Source organism: Nonomuraea basaltis (genome assembly GCF_005893125.1).
Taxonomy (GTDB): domain Bacteria; phylum Actinomycetota; class Actinomycetes; order Streptosporangiales; family Streptosporangiaceae; genus Nonomuraea; species Nonomuraea basaltis.
The window spans coordinates 13,048-33,373 of the sequence record NZ_VCJS01000055.1 but is presented as its reverse complement, the minus strand read 5'-3'; the positions used below and the strand labels follow the sequence as shown (position 1 = coordinate 33,373).

17 protein-coding genes are annotated in these 20,326 nt (G+C 71.2%); 7 read left to right on the top strand and 10 right to left on the bottom strand.

The annotated features are described in order from the left end of the window. The first annotated feature begins 59 nt into the window (after positions 1 to 59). Positions 60 to 956, top strand: a complete 897-nt coding sequence (locus tag EJK15_RS25450) for a LysR family transcriptional regulator (protein WP_138712977.1) — start codon at positions 60 to 62, stop codon at positions 954 to 956. 385 nt (positions 957 to 1,341) lie between these two features. Here EJK15_RS25450 and EJK15_RS25445 read toward each other — a convergent pair whose 3' ends face one another. Next, entirely contained in the window at positions 1,342 to 2,316 is a 975-nt protein-coding gene (locus tag EJK15_RS25445; RefSeq protein WP_240777199.1) for a C40 family peptidase, read from the bottom strand. Positions 2,317 to 2,410: 94 nt separating this feature from the next. Beyond that, a complete protein-coding gene (locus EJK15_RS25440; protein WP_138712976.1) occupies positions 2,411 to 3,733 on the bottom strand; it encodes an NYN domain-containing protein in 1,323 nt (440 codons plus the stop codon). A gap of 144 nt (positions 3,734 to 3,877) precedes the next feature. Here EJK15_RS25440 and EJK15_RS25435 point away from each other — a divergent pair, with 144 nt between their 5' ends. Next, positions 3,878 to 4,942 (top strand): phosphotransferase family protein, encoded by a 1,065-nt coding sequence (locus EJK15_RS25435; RefSeq protein WP_138712975.1) that lies wholly within the window; start codon positions 3,878 to 3,880, stop codon positions 4,940 to 4,942. On the opposite strand, the gene EJK15_RS25430 is transcribed toward EJK15_RS25435, so the two are convergent. Next, positions 4,943 to 5,623, bottom strand: coding sequence for a response regulator (locus EJK15_RS25430; RefSeq protein WP_138712974.1), 681 nt, complete (start codon positions 5,621 to 5,623; stop codon positions 4,943 to 4,945). Further along, positions 5,620 to 6,846 carry a sensor histidine kinase gene (locus EJK15_RS25425; RefSeq protein ID WP_138712973.1) on the bottom strand — a complete coding sequence of 409 codons (1,227 nt, stop codon included), beginning with the start codon at positions 6,844 to 6,846 and terminating at the stop codon, positions 5,620 to 5,622. The genes EJK15_RS25430 and EJK15_RS25425 overlap by 4 nt, the downstream gene beginning before the upstream one ends. A 110-nt stretch (positions 6,847 to 6,956) precedes the next feature. On the opposite strand from EJK15_RS25425, the gene EJK15_RS25420 reads away from it, so the two are divergent. Genes EJK15_RS25420 through EJK15_RS25410 form a run of 3 tightly spaced genes read left to right on the top strand, consistent with a single transcriptional unit; the run spans position 6,957 to position 9,501 of the window. Continuing rightward, positions 6,957 to 7,187, top strand: coding sequence for a hypothetical protein (locus tag EJK15_RS25420; protein ID WP_138712972.1), 231 nt, complete (start codon positions 6,957 to 6,959; stop codon positions 7,185 to 7,187). Continuing rightward, positions 7,184 to 7,675, top strand: a complete 492-nt coding sequence (locus tag EJK15_RS25415) for a PH domain-containing protein (protein ID WP_240777198.1) — start codon at positions 7,184 to 7,186, stop codon at positions 7,673 to 7,675. Before EJK15_RS25420 ends, EJK15_RS25415 begins: the two co-directional genes overlap by 4 nt. Continuing rightward, a complete protein-coding gene (locus EJK15_RS25410) occupies positions 7,672 to 9,501 on the top strand; it encodes a PH domain-containing protein (RefSeq protein WP_138712971.1) in 1,830 nt (609 codons plus the stop codon). Before EJK15_RS25415 ends, EJK15_RS25410 begins: the two co-directional genes overlap by 4 nt. Before the next feature lie 321 nt (positions 9,502 to 9,822). On the opposite strand, the gene EJK15_RS25405 is transcribed toward EJK15_RS25410, so the two are convergent. The 3 genes from EJK15_RS25405 to EJK15_RS25395 form a co-directional block, all read right to left on the bottom strand. Then, the gene (locus tag EJK15_RS25405) at positions 9,823 to 11,385 is read right to left on the bottom strand and encodes a hypothetical protein (RefSeq protein WP_138712970.1); all 1,563 of its coding nucleotides are present in this window, start codon (positions 11,383 to 11,385) and stop codon (positions 9,823 to 9,825) included. 83 nt (positions 11,386 to 11,468) lie between these two features. Beyond that, entirely contained in the window at positions 11,469 to 12,902 is a 1,434-nt protein-coding gene (locus tag EJK15_RS25400) for a serine/threonine-protein kinase (protein WP_138712969.1), read from the bottom strand. Then, on the bottom strand, positions 12,892 to 14,400 hold the full coding sequence (locus EJK15_RS25395; protein ID WP_138712968.1) for a serine/threonine-protein kinase: 1,509 nt from the start codon (positions 14,398 to 14,400) through the stop codon (positions 12,892 to 12,894). Before EJK15_RS25395 ends, EJK15_RS25400 begins: the two co-directional genes overlap by 11 nt. Before the next feature lie 75 nt (positions 14,401 to 14,475). Between EJK15_RS25395 and EJK15_RS25390 the strand changes: the two genes are divergently transcribed. Both EJK15_RS25390 and EJK15_RS25385 read left to right on the top strand, forming a co-directional pair. After that, complete coding sequence (locus tag EJK15_RS25390; RefSeq protein WP_138712967.1) at positions 14,476 to 16,200, top strand: DEDD exonuclease domain-containing protein; 1,725 nt, start codon at positions 14,476 to 14,478, stop codon at positions 16,198 to 16,200. Positions 16,201 to 16,217: 17 nt separating this feature from the next. Next, entirely contained in the window at positions 16,218 to 16,505 is a 288-nt protein-coding gene (locus EJK15_RS25385; RefSeq protein WP_138712966.1) for an Lrp/AsnC family transcriptional regulator, read from the top strand. Between the two features lie 247 nt (positions 16,506 to 16,752). On the opposite strand, the gene qcrB is transcribed toward EJK15_RS25385, so the two are convergent. Genes qcrB through qcrC form a run of 3 tightly spaced genes read right to left on the bottom strand, consistent with a single transcriptional unit; the run spans position 16,753 to position 20,314 of the window. Next, positions 16,753 to 18,399 carry a cytochrome bc1 complex cytochrome b subunit gene (qcrB, locus tag EJK15_RS25380; RefSeq protein WP_138712965.1) on the bottom strand — a complete coding sequence of 549 codons (1,647 nt, stop codon included), beginning with the start codon at positions 18,397 to 18,399 and terminating at the stop codon, positions 16,753 to 16,755. Then, a complete protein-coding gene (gene qcrA / locus EJK15_RS25375) occupies positions 18,396 to 19,505 on the bottom strand; it encodes a cytochrome bc1 complex Rieske iron-sulfur subunit (RefSeq protein ID WP_138712964.1) in 1,110 nt (369 codons plus the stop codon). The genes qcrB and qcrA overlap by 4 nt, the downstream gene beginning before the upstream one ends. Further along, on the bottom strand, positions 19,502 to 20,314 hold the full coding sequence (gene qcrC, locus EJK15_RS25370) for a cytochrome bc1 complex diheme cytochrome c subunit (protein ID WP_171074521.1): 813 nt from the start codon (positions 20,312 to 20,314) through the stop codon (positions 19,502 to 19,504). The genes qcrA and qcrC overlap by 4 nt, the downstream gene beginning before the upstream one ends. Between the last annotated feature and the right edge of the window lie 12 nt (positions 20,315 to 20,326).

Below are 20,326 nucleotides of genomic sequence, written 5' to 3'. Positions count from 1 at the left end.
GACGGGCCGGAGACATGCACACCACTGCGGGTTCGGCATGGAACCCATAAGCTTGACACATGCTTGACATCTGGTCGCTCAAGGTGCTGGTGGAGGTCGGGAGGCTGGGATCGTTCTCGGCGGCGGCCGAGGAGCTGTCCATGACGCAGCCCGCCGTGTCCCGGCAGATCGCCACGCTGGAGCGGCACACGGGAGTACGGCTGTTCGAACGGCTGCCGCGCGGCGTCCGGCCCACGGACGCGGGGCGGGCAGCGCTGGAGCAGGCGGGCGAGGTGCTGAGGGGGATGCGGCTGTTCGAGACCCGGATGCGGGCCTTCGCGACGGCCGAGGCGGGGCGGGTACGGGTGTCGGCGTTCCCGAGCGCCGCGACGAGCTACCTTCCTGAACGCTTCCGATCGTTCGCGGCCCGGCATCCGGGCGTCGATCTGTCCCTGACGGTCCGCTCCGGCGAGCACGACCCGTGCGCCGCCGTGCTGGACGGCGATGCCGACATAGCCCTCCTGACCTCCTGGGACCTGACCGGCGCGGCGGGCGCGGTCGGCGTCGTTCTGACGCCGTTGCGGGAGGACGAGCTTCTGGTCGCGCTCGCGGCCACCCATCCGCTGGCCAAGGGGACCCGGGTGCGGCTGCGGGACCTGGCGGCGGATCGGTGGATCGACGGCACCCATCCCGACTGCCTCGGGCCCATCTCGCAGCTCGCGGCGGCACTGGGCGGGGCGCCGCGGATCAGCCACGTGTGCGACGACTGGAACGGCAGGCAGGGACTGGTGGCGGCAGGGGTGGGCGTGATGCTGTATCCGTCGATCGCCGGGCACTCGACCGCCCGCCCCGACATCCGGCTCCTCCGCCCGTCGCCGTCACTGCCCTCCCGCACCATCCTCGCCGCCACCCTGCCCCCAACGGACCGCCCGCCGGCCGTCTCCGCCTTCCTCGCCACCCTGACGGCTCGCGCCTGAGCGCCCCCGCGACCGATCGGGCCTGCGCGTATGATCCGGCACACCCGCATCCCCGTACCGCACGCCGCCTTGACCGCGCACACAACGCGCCACGCACCACCGGACACATCCCGCCGACCCGGCGCGGGCACAACGGCGGGCACCGCACAGCGCTGAGGCGCACCTTTCCGCCGACCCGGCGCGGGCACGGCGGCAGGGGTCTCGGGCCGCATGCTCCGCACCACAAGCGCGTGCCCGCCGTAAGTCGTCGGCGGATCGATGTGAGCCGCCGGTAGAAAGCGAGCCGGGGTCGTGAACGAGGGCCGGCCAGAGACCGAAATGGTTCCCTCAACGGCCCGAAACACGGCCACGCCAGGACTGAGGCGTAACGGGACCGATCAGGACGCTACGGGCGGATAGCACCCATGAGGCGGCGGCCGTAGGCGGAGAGTTTGACGACCTTGACGACGTCGCCCGTCTGCGGCGCGTGCACGATCTGCCCGTTGCCGGCATAGATGCTGACGTGCCCCAACCCCTCGCTGAAGATCAGGTCCCCGGGCTGGAGCGACTCGATCGGCACCTTGCGGGCGGCTCCCCACGCCCACTGCTGCCACGTCGTACGAGGCAGCGACACGCCCCCGGCACGCCAGGCCGCCTGGGTCAGGCCGGAGCAGTCCCAGCCGCCCGGCCCCGTTCCCCCGTACACGTACGGCTTTCCGACCTGCGCGAACGCGAACTGCAGCACCGCCGCCGCGTTCCCCGACGCCGGCCCCGTGTACTTCATGCCGACGCTGTTCGGGTTCCCGGGGTTGTACGCGCCCAGCTTCTTCAGGAGCTTCTTCTGCTCGGCGATCAGCTTGCGGATCTCCGAGCGCTCCTTCTCCACCTCGTCGCGTTCCTTGTCCGCCGCCTCCAGCGCATCCTGCGCCTTGTCGCGCTCGGCCTTCAGCCCGCGGTTCTCCCGGTCGAACGCGGCCAGCTTCTCGGCCCGCTCCTGCGACATCTGCCCGGTCAGCGCCATCCGCGCCAGGAAGTTCTCAGGCTGGTCGGCGCTGACGAACCCCCGCCAGGTGGTGAGGTCGCCGCCGAGCCGATAGGTGTCGACGGCCATGTTGACCACCTGTTCGTGCAGGTCCGCGACCGTCTCCAGCTTGCGTTTGTAGCCGTCGTTCAGCTTGACGTAGGTGCTCTTGGCCTTGTCGTACCGCTCCGTGGCCGTGTTGTACCGGTCGACGACCTTGTCGGCCTTGTCGTTGAGCTTCTCGAGCTTGGCCTTCGCCTGACTGAGCGTGGGCTTGGGATCAGCGGTGGCCGCTCCCGTGGAGGACAGCACCAGTCCGAACGCGATTCCCGCGGCCACCGGCACCCGGCCAAACCTCACGTGTCGCCTCCCAGCGGGTAACGTCTGGGGCGAAATAGTACAGACGTGGCGGGTGGGGTCTCACCCCTACAAACAAAACTGAGCAAGTCGTAATCTAGGCGCGGCCCAGCCGGCGCAGCAGCAAGGCAGACTGAACGGGTCTGGCTCCCATCCGCCTGACGGACTCGGCGACCTCGCGGTCCGACGACACCACGGCGATGGCCCGGCCGGGCGGCTCCGCGCGTACGAGCTGGCGGATGAGGTCGTCGGCGATCTCCCCCGGCGCGCTGAACAGCACGCGCACCCCGCGCGGCGCCACCACCTGGACGGGGGCGTTCAGCTCGGCGCCGTCGAACACCACGGTCACCTCGACCCTGGTCTGCGCGACCAGCCCGCCGAGGCCGGTCATCAGCCGGTTGCGCTGGTCGGCGAGCGTGAGCGTGCCGTAGCCGGTCTTGGTGACGTTGTAGCCGTCGATGATCAGGTGCACCTGCGGCAGGCCCAGGAGCTGGTCGAGCAGTTGCGGGTCGTCGTCGGCGAGCGCCCGGGCGGGAACCCCGCGCACGCCGGGGCGCTCACCGGTGAGCGCCGCCACCGAGTCGGCGGGCCGGCTGATGGTCGTGGGCAGGGCGAGCTCCCTGCGCAGGCCGGCCGAGGCGTCCTGCAGCGCGTCGAGCAGCACCCTGATGCGGGCGTCCTCGATACTCCTGCCCTCACGGGCGGCCCGGCGCGAGGCTTCGAGCTGTTTCTCCACGTCGGCCAGCCGCTCGCGGAGCCGCCGCAGCTCGGACTCCCCCGCGCTGCCCGCGGCCACCGCGGCCGACCTGGCCTCCTCGGCCGCGCGCTCCATCTCCTCGGCCCGCGCGACCGCGGCCCTGGCGCGTTCGCGGGCGTCGTGGAGCCTGCGCCGCAGGTCGGAGTTCTCCGCGCGGGCGAGCTTGATCTGCTCGCGCAGCCGGTCGGCCTCCTCTTTGGCGGCCGTTTTCTGCGCGGCGAGCTGCTCCCGCAGCCGGGAGACCGCCTCTTCGCGCTCCGATCCCTCGGCCGCCACGGCGGACTGCTCGAGATCGGTGCGGGCCATCTCGATCATCTCTTCCCAGCCGGGCGGCCGGGTGAGGTACGCGGCCGCGGCCACGAGAACGGGATCGGCGGCGGGCGGCACGTTGCCCTCGGCCAGCGCCGCGACCAGCTCGGGCCAACCGGCGGCCACCGACTCGGCCACCAGCTCGCGGAACTTCTTGTCGTTCTCCAGTTGCGCGGCAATGGGCGCGCTGCCCAGCTTGGCCCGCTTGCGAGGATCGAACTTCGCGATCCCACGCAACGGCGGCGGTATGGACACAGCGGGCATCGTCCCGAGAACCTGAGCCGCCAGGTCGACGACATTGAGCCGCACCTGCTCGGGAAGCGGGCGAGACAGGCCTTCACCCGCTGAACTCATCCCACTTGTCCCTTCGTGACATGCCCTTTCAGACAAGGGTACGGCTGCCGCGTACCTGACCGTAACGGTCGCTTCAGTATGGACGAGCGCTTGGTTGGGGGTGTACGACTGTCCCGGGGCAGGCGTTCACCCAGGAGGCCGACCGTGACGGACCAGATGCGTACCTCCACCCGTGACCTGGAAGAACTGCGCGAGCAGGTGGCCGGGTGGCTCCGCGGCCGGGTCGGCGCGAGCGCCTCGGTGTCCGAACTGTCAAGGCCCACGACCAACGGCATGTCAAGCGAGACCCTGTTCTTTACCGCCACCTGGGGTGAGGGGAGAACGCGCTGCGTAGCGCGGCTGGCACCTGCGGGAGAAGCGGTTCCAGTGTTTCCTTCGTACGATTTGCGGGCTCAGTTCGAGATAATGCGCCTGGCCAGGGAAAAAGCTGGAATTCCAGCGCCCCGGGCCCTCTGGTTCGAGCCGGATCCCGGCCCGCTCGGCACGCCGTTCCTCGTCATGGAGCGCGCCGAGGGCGAAGTGCCGCCGGACGTGATGCCGTACACGTTCGGCGGGTGGCTGTGCGACGCGGCGCCCGAGGACCAGCGCAGGCTGCAGGACGCCGGTGTGGGGATCCTGGCGGCGCTGCACCAGACCTCGTTCACACGGGAGGAGCTGGCCCCGCTCGGGACGGCCGCCGGGCTGCGGGCGCACGTCGAGGCGGCGTACGCGTACTACGAGTGGGCGCACGGCGAGCGGCGCATCCCGCTGCTGGAGCGGGCCTTCGACTGGCTGGAGTCGCACTGGCCGGCGGATCCCGGTCCTGATGTGCTGTGCTGGGGCGACGCCAGGATCGGGAACATGATGTTCCAGGACTTCACCCCGGTCGCGGTGCTCGACTGGGAGATGGCCGCCGTGGGGCCGCGCGAGCTGGACCTGTCCTGGATGATCTTCCTGCACCGGTTCTTCCAGGACCTCACGGTCGCCATAGATCTACCGGGCATGCCGGGCTTCATGCGCCGCGACGACGTCTGCCGGACATATCGCAAGATCACCGGGTACGAGCCGCGCGACATGGACTTCTACGAGATGTACGCCGCCCTCCGGCACGGGATCATCATGGCCCGGGTGTGGCAGCGCAGGATCCACTTCGGCGAGCAGCCGGTCCCCGACGACCCCGACGACCTGGTGCTGCACCGGGCCACGATCGAGCGGCTGCTGACGGGGTGATCAGCTGCTCGCGTCGTAGACCAGCAGCGCCACCTGGACCCGGTTGTTGAGGTCCAGCTTGGTGAGGATCCGCGAGACGTGCGCCTTGACCGTGGGCACGCTCATGTACAGCTCCCGCGAGATCTCGGCGTTGGACCGGCCCTGACCCACGGCCAGCGCCACCTCGCGCTCCCGCTCGCTGAGCCGGGCGAGCAGCTTCCTGGCCCGCTCCGTACGCTCCCCCGCCCCGCCGTCCGACACGTGCGTGATCAGCTGCCTGGTCACCACCGGCGACAGGATCGGCTCCCCCGCGGCCACCTTCCTGATCGCCTGCACGAGGTCGCCCGGCGGGATGTCCTTCAGCAGGAACCCGGCCGCCCCCGCCCGCAGCGCCCGCAGCACCTGCGCGTCGGCGTGGAACGTGGTCAGCACCACCACCTCGGGCGGCGACGCCCCGCGTGTCGATGGGGCCCGCAGCGCCTCGGTGGCGGTGAGCCCGTCGACGCCCGGCATGCGGATGTCCATCAGCACCACGTCGGGCCGGTGCTCGGCCACTAAGGGCGGCACCTCGGACCCGTCGCCGGCCTCGGCCACGATCTCCATGTCGCCCGCGCCGCCCAGGATCATCGACAGCCCGGCTCGTACCATGGCGTCGTCGTCGACGATCAGCAGCCTGATCGGCCCGCCGGCCGGTGTTGTCATGCGTCCTCCAGAGTCGTCTCCACCGGCCACGGCAGCCAGGCGCGTACCACGAACTCCCCCTCCGGCGTCGGGCCGTGCTCCAGCCTGCCCCCGGCCAGCTCCGCCCGCTCCGTCAGCCCGATGAGCCCCGCCTTCGCCCCCGGGATGCGCAGGGGGTGGCGGGACCAGAGCGGGTTGCGTACCTCCGCCGACAGCCCCTTGCCGCGCTTTCCGGTCACGGTTACGGTCACCGGCGCCCCGCCCGCGTGCTTGCGGGCGTTGGTGAGCGCCTCCTGCACGATGCGGTAGAGGTTGCGGCCCAGCCCTTCGGGCGCGCCGCCGGCCCGCAGGTCGAGCCGTATGTCCATGCCCGCCTGCCGGCACTCCTCGACCAGCGTGGGCAGGTCGGCGAGGGTGGGCTGCGGCCGGTCGGGCACGGTGTCGTCCTCGCCCGGCGCCGCGTGCCGCAGCACGCCGATCACCTCGCGCAGGTCCTGTAAGGCCAGGTGGGCGTTGCTCCTGATGGCCCCCGCCGCCCTGGAGATCTCGTCGGCGGGCGCGTCCGGGCGGAACTCCAGCGCGCCGGCGTGCAGGCTGAGCATGGAGATGCGGTGCGCGAGCACGTCGTGCATCTCCCTGGCGATCCGCTCGCGTTCGAGCCGCTTGGCCTCCTCGGCGGCGATGTCGGCGCGCTGCCTGAGCGACCAGATGAGCTGCCGCCTGGCCCTGATCACGATGCCCCACGCGAACACGGTCAGCACGATGGCCGTCCCGACGATGCCCGTCGCCAGCGGCGACAGCTCCTCCTGCGGCCGCAGGACGACGTACGGGCCCAAGGTGAAGATGGCCAGCAGCGTGATCGGCCCGGAGATCTTGAACGGCCGGTGCACCGCCACAGTGAACATCGCCACGACCGAGGCCCCGCCGGCGAGCTCCAGGTACGACGACAGCACGATCGTCACCAGCGCGAGCCCGACCGGCCACCTGCGCCGCAGCCAGACCGCCGCGCACGACAGGGCGCCCACGACCTGCTCGATCGCCAGGAGCAGGTTGGGCTCGTCCTGGAGCTCCGGCAGCGTCAGGAGCGTGATGCCGCAGGCGAGCAGGAAGACGGTGATGTCGACGATCCAGTCGCGCGTCGAGCGCCGCACCCGGCGGCCCTCGCGGCCGTCGCCGAGCAGCACCGACGGCAGCGCCCACCGATACTCGGGGACGAGCCCGTCCTCCCCCCGCACTTCCGTCACGTGTACCGAGGTTAGGCCCTGCCGAGGGCTCTGCGACAGCGACCAAAGTCGGTGTCTCCCGAGACCTACGGCCGACGCGGCCCGCTCCGTACGGAGGCGAGGGTTGTGGCATGAAAGCGGTGTTGTGGGTGCTCGGCTGGCTGCTGCTCCTGCAGGGGGTTGGCGGCCTGGTGAACACTCTGCTCGGTTGGTGGCGGTGGGCGCACGACCTGATCGTGGTCAACCACCTGACGGTCCTCGAGGGGTACGAAGTGTTCGCGGCCATCGTGATCGGCGTGCTCGGCTTCGTGCTGCTCGCCGTCGCCGACTCGATGAAGATGAAAGAGGAGGCGGACGAGTGAGCCCGACCTCGTTGCGGCCGCCGCGCAATCAGGCCGATCCGCGGGCGGTCCCTTGGTGGACGGTGCAGTGGCTGATCCTGATGGTGCCGGTGGCCGCCGTCGCGGTGGTGTCGTACTGGGTGTTCACCGATCGGCCGGTCTGGCTGGGGGCGGCGGTCGCGGTGTTCGCCGTGGGATGCCTGGTGATCGCGGTGGTGGCGCCGCGCGCCTTCTACCGGGTGGAGCGGTGGGAGATCACCGACGACGCGGTCTACACGCGCAAGGGGTGGCTGACGCACACCTGGAAGGTGGCGCCCATGTCACGGATCCAGCGGATCGACACCGCGCGAGGGCCGGTGCAGCGATTGTTCGGGCTGGCCGACATCACGGTCACCACGGCCTCGTCCGCGGGGGCCGTCAAGATCGAGGCGCTGGACCACGGGATGGCCGCCGAGCTGGCCGAACGCCTGACCGCCATCACGCAGGCGACGCCGGGGGACGCGACGTGAGCGGGCTCCCGGCGCAGAACGCCGGCGGCCGGCGCGACGCGGGACGGCACTCCGCGCAGCGGACCCGCGCCGAGGACGTGGGCCGGGCCTCCCGTGCCGGGGATGCCGGCAGGCGGCCACCCGTCGTGGAGGCGAGGTGGCGGCGGCTGTCCGGGCGCAGCCTGTGGGCGTCTGCGGTCAAGTCGCTGGCGCTGGTGGCACCTGCGGTGATCGGGCTGGTCCGGTTCCTCACGAGCCGGGACTGGGCGGTCAGCGGTGTCGTGGCGGCGTGCGCGGGGGCGGCGGTGCTGATCGTCGCGGGGGTGGTGGCGTACGACGTGGCCCGGCTCCGCGCCACCCGCTGGCGCCTCACCGCCGACCGGCTGGAGCTGCGCTCGGGCATCGCCGTACGCCAGCGCCGCTCGATCCCGCGCGACCGCGTCCGCAGCGTTGACCTGCGGGCCGATCCGGTTCTGCGGGTGTTCGGCCTGACCGTCGTCAAGGTGGGCACGGGGGAGCACTCGGCCGGCGGCGACGAGCTCTCCCTGGATCCGCTGACCAGGCACGACGCCGAGGCGCTGCGCCGTACGCTGCTGCTCGGCGACGCCGCCGCCGAGCCGGCCCATGAGGGAGACGCTCCCCTCGCCGTGCTGAGGTGGTCGTGGGTCAAGTACGCGCCGCTGTCGGTGTGGACGTTCACGGGCGCGGCGGTGGTGCTGGGCGTCGCGTACAAGGCGCTGGACGGGGCCGGCGTCAAGGTCTTCAGGACCGAGGCGGCCGAGGCCGTGTGGGACTGGGTGACCACGCGGCCGCTGCCGGCCGTCCCGCTGCTGCTCGTGGCGAACGCCGCCGCGGGCGCGCTGGGGGCGGTGCTGCTGTTCGCCGAGTCGTGGGGGCGCTACCGGCTGGAACGCGAGCCGGGCCGGCTCAGGCTGCGCCGCGGCCTGCTGACCACCCGGTCGCTGACGCTGGAGGAGCGCCGGCTGCGCGGGGTGGAGATCAGCGAGCCGCTGCTGCTCAGGCTGGGCGGCGGGGCGCGGGTCAAGGCCATCGCCACCGGGCTCGGCAAGGCGGCCGAGAACGAGACCGAAGACGTCGCCGCGCTCACCCCACCGCTCCCCCGCGCCGTGGCCGGCCGCCTCGCCGCCCGGATCGCGGGCACGAACACCCCAGCGCTCATCGGCCACCCCGCACCCGCGAACACGCCCACGGCCTCGGGCCCTGTCGCAGGCCCTGTGGCTTCCTGGGCGGACGGCCCTGGCACGGACGCGGTGGTCGACCCCGGCACCAGCACGATCGGCCCTGACGCGAGCGCGGGCGGTCCGAGCGGGCCTGCCACGAGCGCGGGCGAGCCGGGCGGGAGCAGGGGTGCGCCGGTTCTCGTGGCGCATCCGGCGGCGGCCGGGCGGAGACGGGTTGTGCGGGCGCTGGTGACGGTCGGCGTGCTGGCGGCCGTCGCGGGGCCGGTGTCCGTGCTGGTTCCGTGGCTGGGCCCATGGGTGTGGGCGGTGCCCGCCGTGGCGCTGCCGTCGGGACTGTGGCTCGCCAGGAAGAGCGCCAGGAGCCTCGGGCACGCGCTGGGCGGGCGACATCTGATCACGAGAAGCGGCGCCACGGTACGCCACACGGTCGCGCTCGACCGCGCGGGCATCTCGGGCTGGACGATCACGGAGTCGTACTTCCAGCGGCGTTCCGGCCTGGTGACGGTCTCGGCCACCACCGCCGCCGGCGGCGGGCACTACGACGTGGTGGACGTGGGCCGCGGCACCGGCCTGGACCTCGCCGCGCGGGCGGTGCCCGGCCTGCTCGACCCGTTCCTGGACCGGCCGGCGCGGGAAAAGCAATGAGCCGCGAGATCCCCCTAGGTTTGCCCATGCCCCTGTACTGGACAAACCCGATCGCGCGGCTCAGGTGCTTGCAGACATAACGATATTTGTCCCACTTGCAACCCAGTTGCAGCCTCATTAACCGTTGACGCGGATCACCGGGGTGATGACCGCCCGGGCTTCGAGCCTGTCCACCCGCGCGGCCTCGCAGCACGGGGCCGGCGTGCCCGCCTGTTGCGGCACCCCATCGAGAGCGAACCGGCCCGCCTGCACACCCTCGTCCGAGGACGAAGCGTCACCAGGTGAGCCCTGAGACGCCTTGCGGCCGTCGCGCCCGCCGGCTCAGTTGCCCACCGGCTGATCGGTCAGCTCCGCCATGTACGCCCTGGCCATGGTCAGCGCGCCGGCCATCGCTTCCTTCTCGGACATGAGCTTGACCTTGGGCGAGTTGGTCGGCACGTTCTCCGGCCGCTCGTGGCCGGAGAAGTCGACCCGGACGACCACCGCGCCCTTGCGCATCAGCACCGAGCCGCTGGCCGCGGCCACCTCACCCCGCCTGGTCTGCAGGAACTGCTGGTACGCCTGATCGCCCAGCCCCTTGACGTCCGTGAGCCTGCCCCAGGTGATGCCGCCGATCGATGACCCGGCCATGCCCTTGTTTCCGCCGCGCTCGGTCGCGTAGTACGCCTTGGCCCCGGACTCGTGGACCGCGCCCGCCCGGTCGGTGAACCGGTGCACGGTGATCAGCACGCTGCGGATCTTCTTCGTCCCCTCGCCGCTGCCGGGCACGTCGAGGTTGAGCCAGCGGCACTCGGTCTGGCTGTCGCCGCCCCGCTCCAGGCCGCGGGCGCGGGTGGTGGGCTCGGGCACGAGCCGCGTGGCGGCCTCGCCGACGGCCTCGCAGTCGGCCGGGAACGCGGCCAGGGCGGTGGGCGAGGGCGTCGGGCCGGCGCTCGGCGTGGAGGTGGGCTTCGGCGCCTCGGCCTGGGCCAGCACGTTGGGGTTCTTCGCCTGCCAGCCGGCCACTCCCTTGGCGAAGTGCGCGATCAGGCCGCTCACCTCGCGGATCGCGTTGTCCTCGGTGATCGACTGCACGGTGTCGTTGGACAGGATCTGCGCGTCCTTGCGCTGCTGATCCGCCTGGAACTTGACCTCGATGGTGAAGTCGTTGACGCGGGCGAACGCCTTGCCGTAGGAGTACCACAACAGCTTGCTGCGGCTCCACGTGTATTGGGCGAACGCGCCGTCGCCCACGCCAGTGACGTCCTTGACCGCGGAGGTGTACAGCTTCTCGCCCGGGTCCAGCGAGGGCGTGGCGGTGGCGCCGTACTTGCCGCTCCGCAGGTCGCTCTCGTAGGAGTTCTGGGCCATCGACCTGCCGGTCTTGACGCCCTCGCCCTTGTGCTGCGCGACCTTGACGTCGATCTCCCTCTTGCGCCAGAACTCGCCGTACGAGATGCGGCGGTTGACCCAGTTGCAGCCGAAGGTGACCGCCCATTCGTTGTCCTTGGAGGACGTGGACACGGTCGCGCCGGGCACGAGCCGCTCGGCCTCCTCCTTGGGGAGCATGGCGCACACGTCGGGGCCCTTCGCGCCGGCGGCCGCGGGCTGGGACGCCGGCTTGCCGCTCTGGGCCGGGGGCCGCGCGGAGCCGCCGGAGACCTTGCCGTAAACCAGGTAGGCGCCCACGCCCCCGGCCGCGACCAGCACGACGAGCGCGGCGGCGAGCGTGGGCAGCAGCCAGGTGGGCCGTCTAGGCGGCGGAGGCGGCGGCATCTGCGGCATGGTCGGCATCTGCGGTGGCCTGCCCGGTGGTATGCGCGGTGGCATGGCCGGTTGCTCGAACTGCCTGCCGGGCACCTGGTAAGGGTTGGTCGGCGGCTCGTACTCGCTACCGGGATTCACTGGGACTCCTGGGGTCGCCCTGACTTGCGGTGAAACATGGTAATGACACCACTTGCAAGGTGCTTGCAGCTCTTTCCACGCGTCTATTTCTGCAGGGCCGCGGCGACCAGGCGGGCCGCGGCGGTGGCCGTCTCCTTGTCCGCCGGCTTGGAGGCCGGCATGTCGTCACGATGCCAGACGATCTCGCCGAGCAGGTTACTCGTCCGGAAGAGGACAATGCTGTCGGATTGGCCGCTCTTGTTGGTATTGATGTAGAGCTTGAACTTGCTCTGGATGATCGCTGACTCCCCGACTCCCGCCACGTCGGCGACCGGGCCGCTGGCCTCGCGCAGCACCGCGCCCTGGCCGGCGGCCCGGGTGCTCTTCTCGCTGGCGAAGCGCCGCTGCGCCACCTGGGGGCCGCCGAGGTCGCCGTCGGGCCGCTCGGCCCAGGTGCGCACGGTGAGGCGGCGGCCGGGCTCCTCGCGGATGAGCCACTGGCACTCGCCTGCCCTGCTCGGGATGCGTTCCGGCGTGCCCTTCATGAGCTCGACGATCTGGGCGTCACTGAGCAGCTTGCACGGGTCCGGCGTCTTGGCGAACCTGCCGGGGTCCGGCTCGCCGCCGAGGGCGCCGGCGGCGTACCAGCCGCCCGCGCCCACCGCCACGACGGCGGCGAGCACGGCGGGCAGCAGCCACCGGCGGCGGCGCCTGGTCGCGGGGACGGCGGCGGGCAGGCCGCTCAGCGCCTGGCGGATCTGCGGCGCGGTGGGCCGGGCGGCGGGGTCCTTGGCGAGCATGGCCATCAGCAGTCCGCCGAGGCGGCGGCCCGCCCTGGCCGGGAACGGCGGCTCGTGCAGCAGCACCGCGGCCGCCACCGCGGCGGGCAGCGCCCGCTCGAACGGCGCCCGGCCCTCCACCGCGGTGTACAGGCTCGCGCCGAGCGACCACAGGTCGGACGCCGGGCCGGAGGGCTGCTCGTTGAGCCGCTCGGGGGCCATGTAGCCGGGCGAGCCGGCGCTGCCGAACCTGTCGCCCTGCCCGCCCATCTGGGCCGCGATGCCGAAGTCGGTGAGCATGGCCGAGCCGTCGGCGTCGAGCAGGATGTTCGCCGGCTTGACGTCCTGGTGCAGCATGCCGTGCGCGTGCGCGACCTCCAGCGCCGACAGCATCCGCAGCCCCACCCGGGCCACGAACTCGGGCGGCAGCGGCCCCTGCTCCTTGATCACCTTGTCCAGCGAGCGGCCGGTGACCAGGTCCATGATGATCCACGGCTGGTGGCCCTCGAGCACCACGTCGTGCACCAGCACGATGGCCGGGTCGCGCAGCCGGCCGGCGGACCTGGCCTCGTGGATGGCGTGGTCGGTGAACCGCGCGCGCTCATACGGGCCGAGCCCCTCCGGCACGCGCACCTGCTTGACGGCGACCTGCCGGTCGAGAATCTCGTCGATGGCGCGCCACACGGTGCCCGCGCCGCCCTGCCCGAGGCGCTCGATGAGCCGGTAACGGCCTGCCAGCAGGTAGAGGTCACCCGGCATTGCGCAACGCCTGCTCGCTCGTCTGCGCCGCGCTCAGCGCCGACCGCTTGATGTCCTCGTCGGTCGGGCGGTCGGCGAGGGTGGAGTATTCGACCTTCACCACGAGATTGGCCAGCCGGTAGAAGACGTAGGCGGTGTGGACCCGGCCGGTGGGGCCTGTCAGCTCGAAGCCGAACGCCTCCTCCCCGAGGCCGGCGACCTGGCGCACCGGGGTGAGCTTGACCTTCCTGGTGTCCTTCACGCCGATCTCGGGAAGCGTCCAGTCGAGTTCCTCGTTTTGGAACTTGACCCAGTAGCGCTTCTGGTTCTGGAAGAGGGCGCGGGCCGTGACCGGGGTCATCGACCACGGGTCCACCGTGTCGGAGTCCTTCTGCACCTGCAGACTCACGCCGGTGCCGGTGATCGGCCAGCCGCACGTGGGGCCTGCCTCGTCGGAGCCGGGCCGCGCCTTGGGCGGGCTCTGGGTGCGCAGCAGCCTGCCCGCCTCCTCCGGGCTGATCAGCGTGCACACGTCCATCGGCGTGGTGAACGCCGCCGGCGCCCCGCCGTCCAGGCTCTTCAGGACGAAGAAGCCGGCCGTGCCCGCCGCGACCACGAGCGCCGTCGCGGCGGAGATCCACAGCACGGCCCGGCCGCGCTTCTTGACCTTGCCGGGCGCGGTCACGTCATGGGGGGCCGGCAGCCGCGGCGCCGGAGCTCCACCGGCGACCTGCCGGAGCGCGTCCGCGACCACGCGCGGGTCGGGACGGCCGGCCGGGTGCTGCGCCATCATGGCGGCGATCAACGGGCCGAGCGGCCCGGGCGCGACGGGCACGGGCGTCAGCAGCGTGGCGCGTACGCGCTGGGCCGCCGAGCCCTCGTAGGCGGCGGCCCCCGTCACCGCGGCGTAGAGCGTGGCGCCGAGCGACCACAGGTCGCTGGCCGGGCCGCCGGGCTCGCCCTCCAGCCGCTCGGGCGCGATGAACCCGGGCGAGCCGATCATCAGCCCCTGCTCGGTGAGCGCGGCCTGACCCTCCTGCCTGGCGATGCCGAAGTCGGTGAGCACCACCCTGCCCCCGTCGGTCAGGAACACGTTGGCCGGCTTGACGTCGCGGTGCTGCAGCCCCTGCGCGTGGGCGACGGACAGCGCGTCCAGCACGTCCGCGCCGATCCGCGCGGCGTGGGCGGGCGGCATGGGCCCGAACTCGCGTACCGTCTCGGCCAGGGTGCGGCCCCGCAGCAGCTCCATGACCAGCCACGGCCGCTCGTGCTCGACGACCACGTCGTGCAGCGCCACGATGCCCGGGTGGCGCAGCCGCGCGGTGGCCTGCGCCTCGCGCACGGCCCTCTTCACCGAGTCCGCCCGATCCTTGGGCGCCATGCCTTCGGGCAGCGTGAGCTCCTTGACCGCGACCTCGCGGTCAAGCATCTCGTCCCTGGCCAGCCACACTTTCCCCATGCCGCCCGCGCCCAGAGGGCGCAGCAGCGCGTAGCGGCCGGCAAGTCTTCCCGCGGACATAAAGGGAAGGGTAACTAAGGATCAAGAGGGATGGTGATTCGATCCTGTCGGTCGGTCTCTCTATGGTCTTAGGTCGTGGATCCGGTTCAAGGCACTCTCGACGAGCTCGGCACCCCGCTGAGCGACGTCACGTTCGTCGTGTTCGACCTCGAGACGACCGGCGGCGCTCCTTCCGAGGACGCCATCACCGAGATCGGCGCGGTCAAGGTGCGGGCGGGCGAGGTGCTGGGCGAGTTCTCCACGCTGGTCGATCCTGGCGGGCCGATACCGCCGTTCATCTCCGTGCTGACCGGGATCACCGACGCCATGGTCGTGGCCGCGCCGCGGATCGAGGCGGTGCTGCCGAGCTTCCTGGAGTTCATCCGCGGGGCCACGCTGGTGGCGCACAACGCCGGCTTCGACACCCGGTTCATCAAGGCCGCCTGCGCCGCGCAGGGCTATCCCCCGCCGGCCAACCCGGTCGTCGACACCGTCGACCTGGCCCGCCGTGTGCTGACCCGCGACGAGACGCCCAACGCCAAGCTGGCCACGCTGGCCAGGTTCTTCCGCAGCCCCGTCGACCCGTGCCACCGGGCCCTGCAGGACGCCAGGGCCACCGTGGCCGTGCTGCACGGGCTGATCGAGCGGGCCGGCTCCTTCCAGGTGCACACGCTCGAGGAGCTCAAATCGTTCGTCCGCGCGCCCACGCCCGAGCAGCAGCGCAAGCGCCACCTGGCCGAGTCCGTGCCCCACGCGCCCGGCGTCTACCTCTTCGAGGACGAGCGCGGCGAGGTGCTCTACATCGGCAAGAGCGGCAACCTGCGCAACCGCGTGCGCTCCTACTTCACCGCCAGCGAGACCCGCCCGCGCATCCGCGAGATGATCGGCATCGCCGAGCGGGTGCGCCACATCGTCTGCTCCACCGGCCTGGAGGCCGAGGTGAGGGAGCTGCGCCTGATCGGCGGCGCCAAGCCCCGCTACAACCGCCGCTCCCGCTTCCCGGAGAAGGTCCTCTGGCTCAAGCTCACCGCCGAGCCCTTCCCGCGCCTGTCGATCGTGCGCGAGCTGAAGGACGACGAGGCCACCTATCTCGGCCCGTTCACCAGCGCCCGGCTGGCCGACGACGCCCGCATCGCCCTGCACGAGGCGGTCCCGCTGCGCCAGTGCACCCAGCCGATCAGCCTGCGCACCCGGCGCGCGGCCTGCGTGCTGCACGAGATGGGCCGCTGCGGCGCGCCGTGCGAGGGCAAGGAGAGCCTGGAGGAGTACGCCGTCCACGTCGAGAGCGCCCGCCGCGCCATGACCCTCGACGCCACGGCGGTCTTCACCGCCGTGGCGGCCCGCATGGAGAGGCTGTCGGTGGAGCAGCGCTACGAGGAGGCGTCCATCGACCGCGACCGGCTGGCGGCGTTCGTCCGCGCGGCGGCCCGCATGCAGCGGCTGAGCGCCATCACGCGCATCCCGCAGCTGGTCGCCGCCAGCCCGGCGTTCGGCGGCGGCTGGGACATCCACGTCATCCGCTACGGCAGGCTGGCCGCGGCCGGCGTCATGCCGAAGGGCGCCCACCCGACCCCTTTCGTCGCCTCCCTGACGACCGCGGCGGAGGCCGTCATCCCGGGTCCCGGCCCGGTCCACGCCGCCAGCGCCGAGGAGACCGAGTGCATCCTGCGCTGGCTGGAGTCGCCGGGCGTGCGGCTGGTGGAGGTGGACGGGGAGTGGAGCCTGCCCGCCCGGGGCGCCGCCCGCCACAAGGCCCGCATCGACCTCGCGTACCGGCACCTCGATCAGGGACGTGGCCGGGAGGGGCGGCCTTTGCGATGACCCGCTAGAGTTGCTCCATGGTCACGGCTATCGTCCACATCAATGCCGAGGTTGACCGGATCACGGAGGTCGCCGAGACGATCGCCGAGATCGACGGGGTCAGCGAGGTCTACTCCATCACCGGCGAATACGATCTGCTGGCCATGGTCCGGGTCCCGGCCTACGAGCAGATCGCCGAGGTCGTTCCGGGGCGGATCAACAAGGTCGCAGGTGTGCTGCACACCGAGACGCACATCGCGTTCCGCGCATACTCCAAGCACGACCTGGACGCCGCCTTCTCCATCGGCTTCCCCGAGGCCGACTGACTTTCCCCGGCGCCGGGGCGCCCTTCTGGGTGCGCTTCGGGATCTCCGCGACCGCACCTGCGGCCTTCGCCGGCACGGTCACGAGGGACGCGTCGATCGATCGTCTGGCTCCCTGACCGTCACCCCGAAGAGTCCTTTGACGGCGAATACCGGCGCCTCTTAGCAACTGGCACGGCCGGGACAACTGGAGACACCGTACGGGCCCGGACGGAGATTCCGTCCGGGCCCGTGCGGTGTGGCGATCGGGTCAGTGCGTGAGGGTGCGATCCTCGTCACCGGGGGCGATGGCGGCGTGCTCCTCCTCGTGCGCCTCCTCCAGCGGGATCTTCTCCCCGCCGTACGCCTTGGACATGCGGGCGCGCAGCTTGCCGATCGGGCCGCGCATGCCCTTGGGCGGGATGCCGGCGGTGTCCTCGGCCACCGGGAGCATCAGCACCGGCTCCTTGCCGCGCACGTGCGCCTCGATGTCGTCCGCCGGCGGCGTGTGGACCTCGATGAACTCACCGTGCGGCAGCCGCTTGATCACGCCGGACTCCACACCGTGCGAGAGGACCGCGGCGTCGGAGCGCTGGAGGCCGAGGCAGATGCGGTAGGTGATCACGTATGCCAGCGCCGGACCGACGATGACCAGCACCCGGCCGGCGTACGTCGTCCAGTTGAGGCTGACATAGAAGAACGCCGCGATCTCGTCGTTGGCGCCGAGCAGCCACAGAACGCCGTAGAACGTGATGGCGGACATGCCGATCGAGGTCCGGTGCGGGTTGTTGCGCGGCCGGTCCGCGACGTGGTGCTCGCGGTGGTCGCCCGTCACCCAGCGTTCCAGGAACGGATAGAGCGCCAGACCGGTCATGACGATGCCCATCGGCACCAGCGCCGGAATGATCACGCTCAGCGGCAGCGTGCCCGCGTGTGACGTGCCGAAGAGATTGATCTCCCACGCCGGCATGATGCGCAGCGCGCCTTCGAGGAAGCCCATGTAGAAGTCGGGCTGCGAACCGGCCGACACGTCGGCGGGGGTGTAGGGGCCGAACAGCCAGATCGGGTTGATCTGGCTGAACGTCGCCAGGCCCGCGACCACGGCCAGCGTGAACAGGAAGTACGCGCCCGCCTTGGCCATGAAGGCCGGGTAGAACGGCGCGCCCACCACGTTCTTGTTGGTGCGTCCCTTGCCCGGCATCTGGGTGTGCTTCTGCACCCACATGAGCACCATGTGAGCCGAGATCAGCGCCAGCAGGATGCCAGGGATGAGCAGGATGTGCAGCGAGTAGAACCGGGGGATGACGTCCTCACCCGGATATTCCCCGCCGAACAGGAAGAACGTGATGTACGTGCCGACCAGCGGCAGCGAGATCGCCACGCCCTCGGTGATCCGCAGACCGGCGCCGGACAGCAGGTCGTCGGGCAGCGAGTAGCCGGTCAGGCCCTCGGCCAGCGCCAGCGTCAGCAGCAGCACGCCGATGATCCAGTTGAGCTCGCGCGGCTTGCGGTAGGCGCCGGTGAAGAACACCCGCAGCATGTGGACCATCATGCCGGCCACGAACAGCAGGGCCGCCCAGTGGTGCATCTGCCGGATGAGCAGACCACCCCGGACGTCGAAGCTGATCTCCAGCGACGACGCGTAGGCCTCCGACATCATGACGCCCTTGAGCGGCTCGTACGAGCCGGCGTACTCGATCTCCATCATGCTGGGCTTGAACCACAGCGTCAGGAACGTGCCGGTCAGCAGCAGGATGATGAACGAGTAGAGCGCGATCTCACCCAGCAGGAACGACCAGTGGTCCGGGAAGATCTTGCGCAGGTTGCGCTTGAGGAAGTTGGCGCCGCCGAGCCGGTCGTCGAGGAAATTCGACGGCCCAGCGATGGCCTTCGGAACCGTGTTCAGGTCGTCGCTCATGCCTGGCCTCCTTCCCTGGCCTCGGCCTCGGCGTCGCCGCGCTCCCAGTAGCTGGGACCGACGGGCACGTCGAAGTCTCTCTGGGCGATCAGGTAACCCTGCTCGTCGACGGTGATCGGCAGCTGCGGCAGCGGCCGCGCGGCCGGACCGAAGATGACCTTGGCGCCGTCGGCGGCGTCGAACGTCGACTGGTGGCACGGGCAGAGGATGTGGTGGGTGTTCTGCTCGTAGAGGGCCGCCGGGCACCCCACGTGGGTGCAGATCTTGGAGTACGCGACGATGCCGTCGTGCGTCCAGTTCTGCTTGACGCCGCTCTTGATCTCCTCCGGGCGGAACTTGATCAGGATGAGCGTGGCCTTGGCGAGGGCGGTGAGGTCGTGCTCGTAGCCCTCGGGAACCACCGACAGGATGCCGCCGGGCGAGTTGAAGTCGGCGGCGCGGATCGGCTGCCCGGTGCCCTCGACCACCAGCTTGAGCGGCTTGCCTTCCTTGTTCTTCTCACCCCAGACGGTGTGCCGCAGCGATTTGTTGAACGCGGCACCCGGCATCTTGCTGTTGTCCAGGTCGCGCAGCAGCACCACCGGCGCCAGGCCGAGCGGCGCCGCTGCGAGCAGCAGCGTGCGGCGCAGCAGCTTGCGCTTGACGAAGCCGCTCTCGTTGGCGCCCTGGACGAACGTGTCGGCCACGACCTCGCGGTCCGGCTCGTCGGAGGCCATCGCGTGGCGCTCCTGGACCAGGGAGTATTTCGGCATGATCTGGCGGACCCAGATCACGATGCCGGCCGCCAGCCCCAGGATGGCGATCGTCAGCGAGCCGCCCAGCGCGAGGTTGGACGTGCCGGTCGCCTCGGGGCTGCCCACCTGGAACACCACGTAGGAGACGATGAACGCGAGGCCCGCGAGGAAGGTGATCGTGAAGCAGAGCGCCACGACCTTCTCGGCCCTGCGGGCCTTGGCCTCGTCCTGCAGCGTCACGCCGGGGACTTCCGCGGCGACGTCCGCCGCTTCCGCGGTGCCGAGCATCGAGGTGCCCGGCCCGGGGGTGCCGATGACGCGCTTGGGCACGCGCTCTTCCGGCTGCTCGATCTCGTGCTCGTTGTCTGTCATGACTTCTGTCGCTTCTTCGCGGTGATCCAGATGGCGGCCAGTACGAGGGCGGTGAGGCCCACGATCCACGCTACGAGACCTTCGGTGACCGGGCCAATGCGTCCCAGCCCGAAACCTCCCGGGTCCTTCTGCTCGCGAACCTGGGTGATGTAGGCGATCATGTCACGCTTCTCTTCGGGCGTGATCGTCGTGTCGTTGAAGACCGGCATGGCCTGGGGGCCGGTGACCATCGCCTCGTAGATCTGCGTCGGGGACGCGTCGTTGAGATCGGGCGCGTGCTTGCCCTGGGTCAGAGCACCGCCGGCGCCGGCCCAGTTGTGGCACTGGATGCAGTTGGCGCGGAACAGCTCACCGCCCTTGCCGGCGTTGCCGAGCTTCCCGTCGACCTGCTCGGCGCCCGGCACCTGCGGGCCGCCGCCGAGCGACTGCACGTAGGCCGAGATCTGGCGGATCTTCTCCTCGTTGACCCAGGGCGCCGTCGGCTTGCGCGGGGCCTGGGGCCCGGGGTTGGCCGCGGGCATGCGGCCGGTGCTCATCTGGAAGTCGACCGCCGCGGCGCCGACGCCGATGAGCGTGGGCGCCTTGTCGGTGACACCCTCCGCGTTCATGCCGTGGCAGCTCGAGCAGTGCTGCACGAACAGGCTCTTGCCCTCGGCCACGTCATCGACCTTGCCTGCCGCCAGAGCCGCGTCGGCAGGCTTGCCCGCCTGGACAAAAGCGGCGTATGCCATCCCGACCAGCGACAACGCCAAAATCAGGACGGCGTATCTCGCGAGGGGATGCCGCCGCCAAGCGGTGATCCTAGTCACAGAGATCCCGTT

Bases quoted from the DNA above. Each gene is read 5' to 3' on its own strand.
- EJK15_RS25400 (WP_138712969.1), bottom strand. From the start codon at position 12,902: ATGCCGGGTGACCTCTACCTGCTGGCAGGCCGTTACCGGCTCATCGAG.
- EJK15_RS25440 (WP_138712976.1), bottom strand. From the start codon at position 3,733: ATGAGTTCAGCGGGTGAAGGCCTGTCTCGCCCGCTTCCCGAGCAGGTG.
- EJK15_RS25430 (WP_138712974.1), bottom strand. From the start codon at position 5,623: ATGACAACACCGGCCGGCGGGCCGATCAGGCTGCTGATCGTCGACGAC.
- EJK15_RS25420 (WP_138712972.1), top strand. From the start codon at position 6,957: ATGAAAGCGGTGTTGTGGGTGCTCGGCTGGCTGCTGCTCCTGCAGGGG.
- EJK15_RS25395 (WP_138712968.1), bottom strand. From the start codon at position 14,400: ATGTCCGCGGGAAGACTTGCCGGCCGCTACGCGCTGCTGCGCCCTCTG.
- EJK15_RS25385 (WP_138712966.1), top strand. From the start codon at position 16,218: ATGGTCACGGCTATCGTCCACATCAATGCCGAGGTTGACCGGATCACG.
- qcrA (WP_138712964.1), bottom strand. From the start codon at position 19,505: ATGACAGACAACGAGCACGAGATCGAGCAGCCGGAAGAGCGCGTGCCC.
- EJK15_RS25450 (WP_138712977.1), top strand. From the start codon at position 60: ATGCTTGACATCTGGTCGCTCAAGGTGCTGGTGGAGGTCGGGAGGCTG.
- qcrB (WP_138712965.1), bottom strand. From the start codon at position 18,399: ATGAGCGACGACCTGAACACGGTTCCGAAGGCCATCGCTGGGCCGTCG.